The organism is Pseudomonas sp. HMWF006 (assembly GCF_003061205.1).
GTDB lineage: Bacteria > Pseudomonadota > Gammaproteobacteria > Pseudomonadales > Pseudomonadaceae > Aquipseudomonas > Aquipseudomonas monsensis.
Window position 1 is genome coordinate 1 of sequence record NZ_QAIU01000057.1, and the last position, 6,975, is coordinate 6,975.

Annotated in this window: 7 protein-coding genes; 3 read left to right on the forward strand and 4 right to left on the reverse strand. The window is 60.7% G+C overall.

Annotation, left to right across the window (positions count from 1 at the left end; all coding sequences use genetic code 11):
- The 3 genes from DBR24_RS02140 to DBR24_RS02150 form a co-directional block, all read left to right on the forward strand.
- Window positions 1–296, forward strand: a 296-nt coding sequence (locus DBR24_RS02140; RefSeq protein WP_177490398.1) for an exonuclease SbcCD subunit D C-terminal domain-containing protein, incomplete at its 5' end; no start/stop codon positions are given.
- Window positions 293–3,934, forward strand: coding sequence for an AAA family ATPase (locus DBR24_RS02145; RefSeq protein WP_128613758.1), 3,642 nt, complete (start codon window positions 293–295; stop codon window positions 3,932–3,934). The genes DBR24_RS02140 and DBR24_RS02145, both read left to right, overlap by 4 nt.
- A complete protein-coding gene (locus tag DBR24_RS02150) occupies window positions 3,931–4,515 on the forward strand; it encodes a glutathione S-transferase (protein ID WP_128613759.1) in 585 nt (194 codons plus the stop codon). The genes DBR24_RS02145 and DBR24_RS02150 overlap by 4 nt, the downstream gene beginning before the upstream one ends.
- Window positions 4,516–4,688: 173 nt before the next feature.
- On the opposite strand, the gene DBR24_RS02155 is transcribed toward DBR24_RS02150, so the two are convergent.
- The 4 genes from DBR24_RS02155 to DBR24_RS02170 form a co-directional block, all read right to left on the reverse strand.
- Entirely contained in the window at window positions 4,689–4,946 is a 258-nt protein-coding gene (locus tag DBR24_RS02155; protein ID WP_123468014.1) for a hypothetical protein, read from the reverse strand.
- Window positions 4,943–5,155: a hypothetical protein gene (locus tag DBR24_RS02160; RefSeq protein ID WP_128613760.1), complete on the reverse strand. Its 213-nt coding sequence runs from the start codon at window positions 5,153–5,155 to the stop codon at window positions 4,943–4,945. The genes DBR24_RS02155 and DBR24_RS02160 overlap by 4 nt, the downstream gene beginning before the upstream one ends.
- A 262-nt stretch (window positions 5,156–5,417) precedes the next feature.
- Window positions 5,418–5,597, reverse strand: a complete 180-nt coding sequence (locus DBR24_RS02165; protein WP_041062495.1) for a hypothetical protein — start codon at window positions 5,595–5,597, stop codon at window positions 5,418–5,420.
- Window positions 5,598–5,753: 156 nt separating this feature from the next.
- Window positions 5,754–6,929 carry a lactonase family protein gene (locus tag DBR24_RS02170; protein WP_128613761.1) on the reverse strand — a complete coding sequence of 392 codons (1,176 nt, stop codon included), beginning with the start codon at window positions 6,927–6,929 and terminating at the stop codon, window positions 5,754–5,756.
- Window positions 6,930–6,975: the final 46 nt, after the last annotated feature.

Here is a 6,975-nt window from a genome sequence, read left to right on the forward strand (position 1 = left end):
GGCTGGAAGTGCGTGTGCGCCTCGACGAGCCGCAGCCGGACTTGCGCCATCAAGTCGAAACCGCGTTGCAAGGCAAAGCCGTGCGGCTGGTGCGCATCGCCGCTGAATACGCCGGTAACCGTGGCGCGAACGGTGAGGAGGATGGCACCGCGCTGATCGAACTCGACCAACTCACCCCGCAGGAACTGTTCAGCCGCGCCTGGCTCGACAACTACGGCAACGAGGTCGATGAGCAGACGCTGAAGGACTTCGCCGAACTGCTGCAAGACGTACAACTGGAGGGCGAGCAGCCATGAAGATTCTCGCCATTCGCTTGAAAAACCTCGCCTCGCTGGCCGGGCCGTTCGAGATTGATTTCACCGCTGAACCATTGGCCAGCGCCGGTTTGTTCGCGATCACCGGCCCGACCGGCGCGGGTAAAAGTACCCTGCTCGACGCCCTGTGCCTGGCGCTGTTCGGCGCCGTGCCGCGCCTGAACAACACCGGCCGTGACGCCAAAGTCCCGGATGCCGACGGCGAAATCGCCACCGGCGACCCGCGCACCTTGCTGCGACGTGGCACCGGTGAAGGTTATGCAGAAGTGGATTTCGTCGGCGTCGATGGCCGCCGTTACCGTGCGCGCTGGGAAGCCAACCGTGCCCGCGAGAAGGCCGGCGGCAAGTTGCAGGCCAGCCGGCAGAGCCTGCGCGACATCGACCAGGATCAACTGCTCGCCAGCCAGAAAGGCGAATACAAAACTCAACTGGAAGCTGCCCTCGGCCTGAACTTCGAACAGTTCACCCGCGCCGTGCTGCTGGCGCAGAGCGAGTTCAGCGCGTTCCTCAAGGCTGACGACAACGATCGCAGCGAGCTGCTGGAAAAACTCACCGACACCGCGCTGTACACCCGCCTCGGCCGCCGCGCCTTCGACAAGACCAAAGAGGCCCGCGAAGCGCACAAGCTATTGCAGGATCAAGCCACCGGCGTGACCCCGTTGGCGCCCGAAGCCCGGGATGAACTGGATCAGCGTTTCAACGCCGCGCAACAGCAATTGAAACTGCAACAGGCGCAGCTCAAGCAACTTGAGCAGCAGCACAGCTGGCTCAAGGACTTGCGGGTGCTGCAAGACGCGCAGCAAGCTGCATCCGAGCAACTGCACAGTGCCCAACAACATTCGGAAAGTCTGGCTGGCGAGCGGGTGAAACTGACGCGCCTGGAGCAGCTCGGCCCACAACGACACCAGTTCGCGCGCAAAACCGAACTCGATGCCCTACTGACGCCACTGGCCGCGCAAATCGCCGCGCACACCCGGCAACACGCCGAACTGACTGAGCGCCAGACGCAGCTGGAGCACAACCTCGAAGCGGCGAAAATCGCCCTGAGCGAAGCACAACAACGACAAAGCGAAAACGCGCCGCTGTTGCGTCAGGCCTTTGAAGAGCAAAGCACCCTCGCCCGTCTGGCCAAGGAAGTCGCCCAAAGTGCCGAAGCCAGGCTCAATGCGCAGCAGGCCTGCACTGAGGGACACAACGCCATTCAAGGCCTGCTGGAAAACCAGAGCCAGGTCGCCGAACGCCTGCAACGCATCGCCGCCGAGCTTGAGCAAAGCGCTCATCTGGCGCCGCTGAGCGACGCCTGGAATGCCTACCGCGATCGCCTGCAACAGTTGATGTTGATCGGCAATCGTTTGAACAAAGGTCAGACGGAACTGGCGAGCCTCGAAGAAAACGCCACGCGCAGCGCCGCAGAGCTGACCACACAGAAACAGCAACTTGAAGTGCTGTTCAAAGAGGCCGGCGCCGAACCCGATGCCGTCGCCGAACAGATCGGCATTCTCGGCACGCTGCTGCAGGACAACCGCAAGCAACTGCGTGCGATTGAAGACCTGTCGCGGTTGTGGGTCAGCCAGCAGGAGCTGGACAAGCGCAGCGCCGAGCTGCAACAACGCCAGCTCAGCGCCCAGCAGGAACGCGAACGCCTGACCCATGACGGGGTAAAAACCAAAGCCGAGCTGACGGTCGCCGAACAAACCCTGAACGTCACCCGCGAACTGCTCGAACGCCAGCGTCTGGCGCGCAGTGCCAGTGTCGAAGAGTTGCGCGCGCAGTTGCAGGACGACCAACCGTGCCCGGTCTGTGGCAGCAACGAGCACCCCTATCATCAGCCCGAAGCCTTGCTGCAAAGCCTCGGCCGCCATGATGAAAGCGAACAGGCCAACGCTCAGCAGGTGGTCGATCAGCTCAAGGAAAAGCTCATCGAACTGCGCGCTGAAGTCGGTGGCGTGATCGCTCAGCAAAAGGAACTGCTGCAACAGCAGGAACAACTGGCCGCGCAGCAACAGGCGCTTGCGCCGAGCCTCGACGCGCATCCGCTGGCGGCTCAGTTACTGAATCAGGACGCCGACAAACGCGATGCCTGGCTGACCCGGCAAAACGAGCAGTTGAACCAGAGCATCAGCCAGGACGAACAGCGCCAGAGCGCCCTGCTCACCCTGCAACAGGACGCGGCGCGTCTGACTCAGCAATTGCGCCAGGCCGAAACCGCGCACCAGCAAGCGGCGCAGCACCTGAGCAATCAGCAGCGCGAGTTGAGCAGCGATCGCCAGCGTCTCGACGAAGAACTCGCGGCGTTCGGCAACTTGCTTGCAGCGGACACGCTTGAGGCCTTGCGCCTCGAGCCGGCGGCGACGTTCATGCAGCTGGACCGGCAGATTGCCGAGCGTCTGGCGCAGGTCGAGCAGCAAAAGGAAGAACTGGCCGAACAGCAGCAACGTCAACAGACGCTGGAGAAGGAACAGGACCGCCAACTGAGCCGCGTCCAGCAGCAGCAAAACGCCGAGCAGCAGTTCAGCACATTGGCCGCGCAGCAACAGGCCTGTCAGACCCAACTCGCGCAACTGCTCGGCGAACACAGCAGCGCCGAGCACTGGCAGCAACAACTGGAACAGGCCGTGGAGCAGGCGCGCAGCGCCGAGACCAGCACGACTCAGGAACTACAGGATGTGCGCACGCAACGCGTGCAGACCGGCGCCGAACTCAAGGCTCAGCAAGAACGCTTGCAAGCACTGCAAAGCGAAGACAGCGAGCTGACGCAAAAGATTGCCGACTGGCGCGCCCGACATCCGGAACTCGATGACGGTGGCCTCGAAGATCTGCTACGGGTCGATGACGGTCAGGTCGCCGAACTGCGCCAGCGCTTGCAGCACAATGAAAAAGCCATCGAGCAGGCCAGGGTCTTGCTGCAAGAGCGCGACCAGCGCCTGCTCGATCATCAGGCGCAGCACAAGGGCGATCTCGATGCCGAGCAACTGGCCAGCGCCCTCGCCGACCTGCAAAACCAGTTCAACATCAGTGAGCAGCAATGCGCCGAACTGCGCGCCGAACAGGCAGAAGATCAGCGCCGGCAAAACGCCAATCAGGCGCTGGCGCAGCAGATCGCCGAGGCCTACGCCGAATATCAGCGTTGGGCACGGCTCAGCGCGCTGATCGGGTCCGCCACCGGTGACACGTTCCGCAAAATCGCCCAGGCCTACAACCTCGACCTGCTGGTGCATCACGCCAACGTGCAGTTGCGCCAACTGGTCAAACGCTATCGCCTCAAGCGCGGCGGCAGCATGCTCGGCCTGCTGGTGATGGACACGGAAATGGGCGATGAACTGCGCTCGGTGCATTCGTTGTCCGGCGGCGAGACGTTCCTGGTGTCGCTGGCCCTCGCATTGGGGCTGGCGTCGATGGCATCGAGCACACTGAAAATCGAATCGCTGTTTATCGACGAAGGCTTTGGCAGCCTCGATCCGGAGTCGCTGCAACTGGCGATGGATGCGCTCGACGGGTTGCAGGCCCAGGGCCGCAAGGTGGCGGTGATTTCCCACGTACAGGAAATGCACGAGCGGATTCCGGTGCAGATTCAGGTGCAGCGTCAGGGCAATGGTTTGAGCACCCTGGAGGTGAAATGAATACGCTGTATTCATTCCGCCGCTGCCCCTATGCGATGCGTGCGCGGATGGCCCTGCGTTATTGCGCAGTGCCGGTGGAAATCGTCGAAGTCAGCCTCAAGGCCAAGCCCGCCGAGATGCTGGCGATCTCGCCCAAGGGCACGGTGCCGGTGCTGGATGCCGGTGGGCAGGTGATTGACGAGAGTCTGGAGATCATGCGCTGGGCCTTGGCGCAGCATGATCCGCAGGGCTGGCTACTGGAGGGGGATCCACGGATTGCCGAGTTGATCGAGGCTAATGATCAGGTGTTCAAGGTGCATCTGAATCGCTACAAGTACGCCGAACGCTATCCCGAGCAGCCGATGGAAGTTTATCGGGCTGAGGGCGCGTTGTTTTTGCAGCGTCTGGATGAGCTGCTGACCGATCGTGAGTACTTGCTGGCCGATCACTTGAGTCTGGCGGATGTGGCGTTGCTGCCGTTCGTGCGGCAGTTTGCGCATGTGGATCGCGAGTGGTTTGCGCAGACGCCTTATGTGCGGTTGCAGGCGTGGTTGCAGCGTTTGCTCGAATCCGAGCTGTTTACGGCGATCATGAAGAAGTAACCCCGAATTCCTGCTACCGAACACCTTGTGGCGAGGGGATTCATCCCCGATGGGCGGCGAAGCTGCCCTGAAATCAGAAACCTCGGTGTATCAGAACAATCCGGTTTGCCGGGTCTGGGGCCGCTTCGCGGCCCATCGGGGATGAATCCCCTCGCCACAGTGGTTCGCGTTGTCTAGGCGAGTGCGTTGCACATGCCGAGTGCCATGCAATCCACTTCAAAGGGGCCGAGAAAATCGGCAGAGACTTTCATCGGTGGATTGCCGGCCATCAGCCCCAGGGTATTTGCCCGTTCGATGTTGTGTGCGATGGTGTGATTGGCCTCTATGGCCCGTGCCAGTGCGCCAACCGAACCCTGACCGAAGCCAAGTAACGCTGCGCCATTGGTCATCAGTGCCAGGCCGGCGATGACCCAAAGTCTGTAGCCTTTCATGCTCCGCCTACCCCTGCGAGTTCCGCCCGATCGACCAGCACGCTGTCTGCGCGGTGTTCGAACTGGATGCCGGGGTGTGCGACCTGGATCGGTGCGTCAAACGTGTGTTGCGTCTGGGCGGCGACGCTGACGAACAACACCAGGACCAGGTAAAGACCAATGGCCATATAGGCGCCGCGCCTGGCTGAGGTGATGATTGCACTGGCCATGATATTTCTCCGTGGGCATGTTTCAGTGCCGTCAGGATCAATCAAAAAAACCGTACTAACCACTCAGGGTTTGCCATAGTAAACATCAACCTGGTTGATTATTTAGCCGGTCTATCTCCGCGATGGAGAAAACCTGTCGAGCGGAGAGTTTTCGATCACGCAAACGTGCAGGCGCTGCCGAAGGCTGCGATCTTTTGACATTCAAGATGCAAAGATCGCAGCCTTCGGCAGCGCCTGCAGGGCGTTGTTCGAAGCGAACATTTCAGTGTTGGGCTTTGTGATCCAGGGCGGCGTAGAAGTTGGCGCTCTGTTGCAGGTATTTCTGGGTGTAGCTCTGGGTGTGGGATTTTTTGCTGGCGATTTCAACGTTCGCGCTGGCTGGCAGGGCCACGGTGGCAGAGATGGCGGAAGCGGCGATGACGGAGAAGAGATTGAAGTTCATGGCGGTAACCCTCGTATTCGTTTGGCTGGCTTGCCCGGTTGGGCCGTGAAGCAAACTTAACGCTCGAGGGTTGATCGCTTGAAATGCTTTGTAGCATTACCGGATATCAGCGCGATTAATACAAAGAGACAGGCCCCGTATTCCGGGGCCTGTGGCTTATTGTCGCAGCAAAAACTTCAGGTCACTCGGGGCGTCCATCGGCAGTTTTTGCACGGTTTTGCCGAGCAGGCCGGTCTTGGCATCACGCTCGACAACAACAATGTCGTTGCTCTTCTGGTTGGCGATCAGCAGAAACTTGCCGCTCGGATCGAGGCTGAACTCCCGTGGGTGATCGCCCTCCACCGAACGTTTTTGCAGCTCTTTGAGCTGGCCGTTCGCCGGATCAATGCTGAACACCAGCAGCTGATTGGCAGTGCCACGGTTGCTGACGTAAAGAAACTTGCCATCGGCCGATGCATGCAGCGCGGCAGCGGCTTTGTCAGAGGTTGGCTGCCCAGCGGCCAGATCGACCAGTTGCGTCTGGGTCAGTACACCGTCGTTGTAATCGAACACCGCGACTTGCGCGCTCATTTCCATGGTCAGCCAGGCATGTTTGCCGTCAGCGCTGAACAGCAAATGACGTGGGCCGCTGCCGGCAGGCAACGCCACAGAAGCGGTTTTCGCCGGGGTCAGCGGCAGCTCCGGATTGGCCTTCGGGTCGAATTGATAAATGAAGACTTTGTCCGCGCCCAGATCATTGGAGAACACGTAGCGGCCGTCCGGCGAAGAAACCGTCGAGTGCACGTGGTTCGAGGCCTGGCGCTCAGGATTGACCCGGCTCGCCGGGTGCGCACTCATCTGCACCACCGGTTTGAGTTTGCCATCCGCACCGACCGGCAATACCGCCAGCGTTCCACCCGGATCTTCCACCACCGAATAGTTGCTGACGAACAGATGGCCGGCATCGCCGCTGAGGCTGGAATGAGTCGGCTCGTTGCCCAGGCTCTGCACTTGATTGATCAGGCTCAAGGCGTGGGTCTTGGGGTCAATCGAATAGCTGCTGACGCGGCCAACCGGGTCTTTCTGGCCCGGGCCGTTTTCGTTGACCACGAACAGACGTTTCTGGTCTTTGGACAGGGTCAGCCACGACGGGTTTTCGCTCTTCACCACTTGCAACGGCTTGGCGTCGATCTGGCCGGTGGTGCTGTCGAATTTCATGCGATAGATGCCCTGGCTGCTGCCGGCGGTGTAGGAGCCGACCAGCAACTGGAAGGTCTCGGCGCTGGCCGTGGACAGGCCCATCGCGCCAACGCTGCCGGCCATCAACAACGGCCATAATTTACGCATGTTCATTAATTGTCATCCTCGTCATCACTGCTGCTGACTACATCGCCAAGGC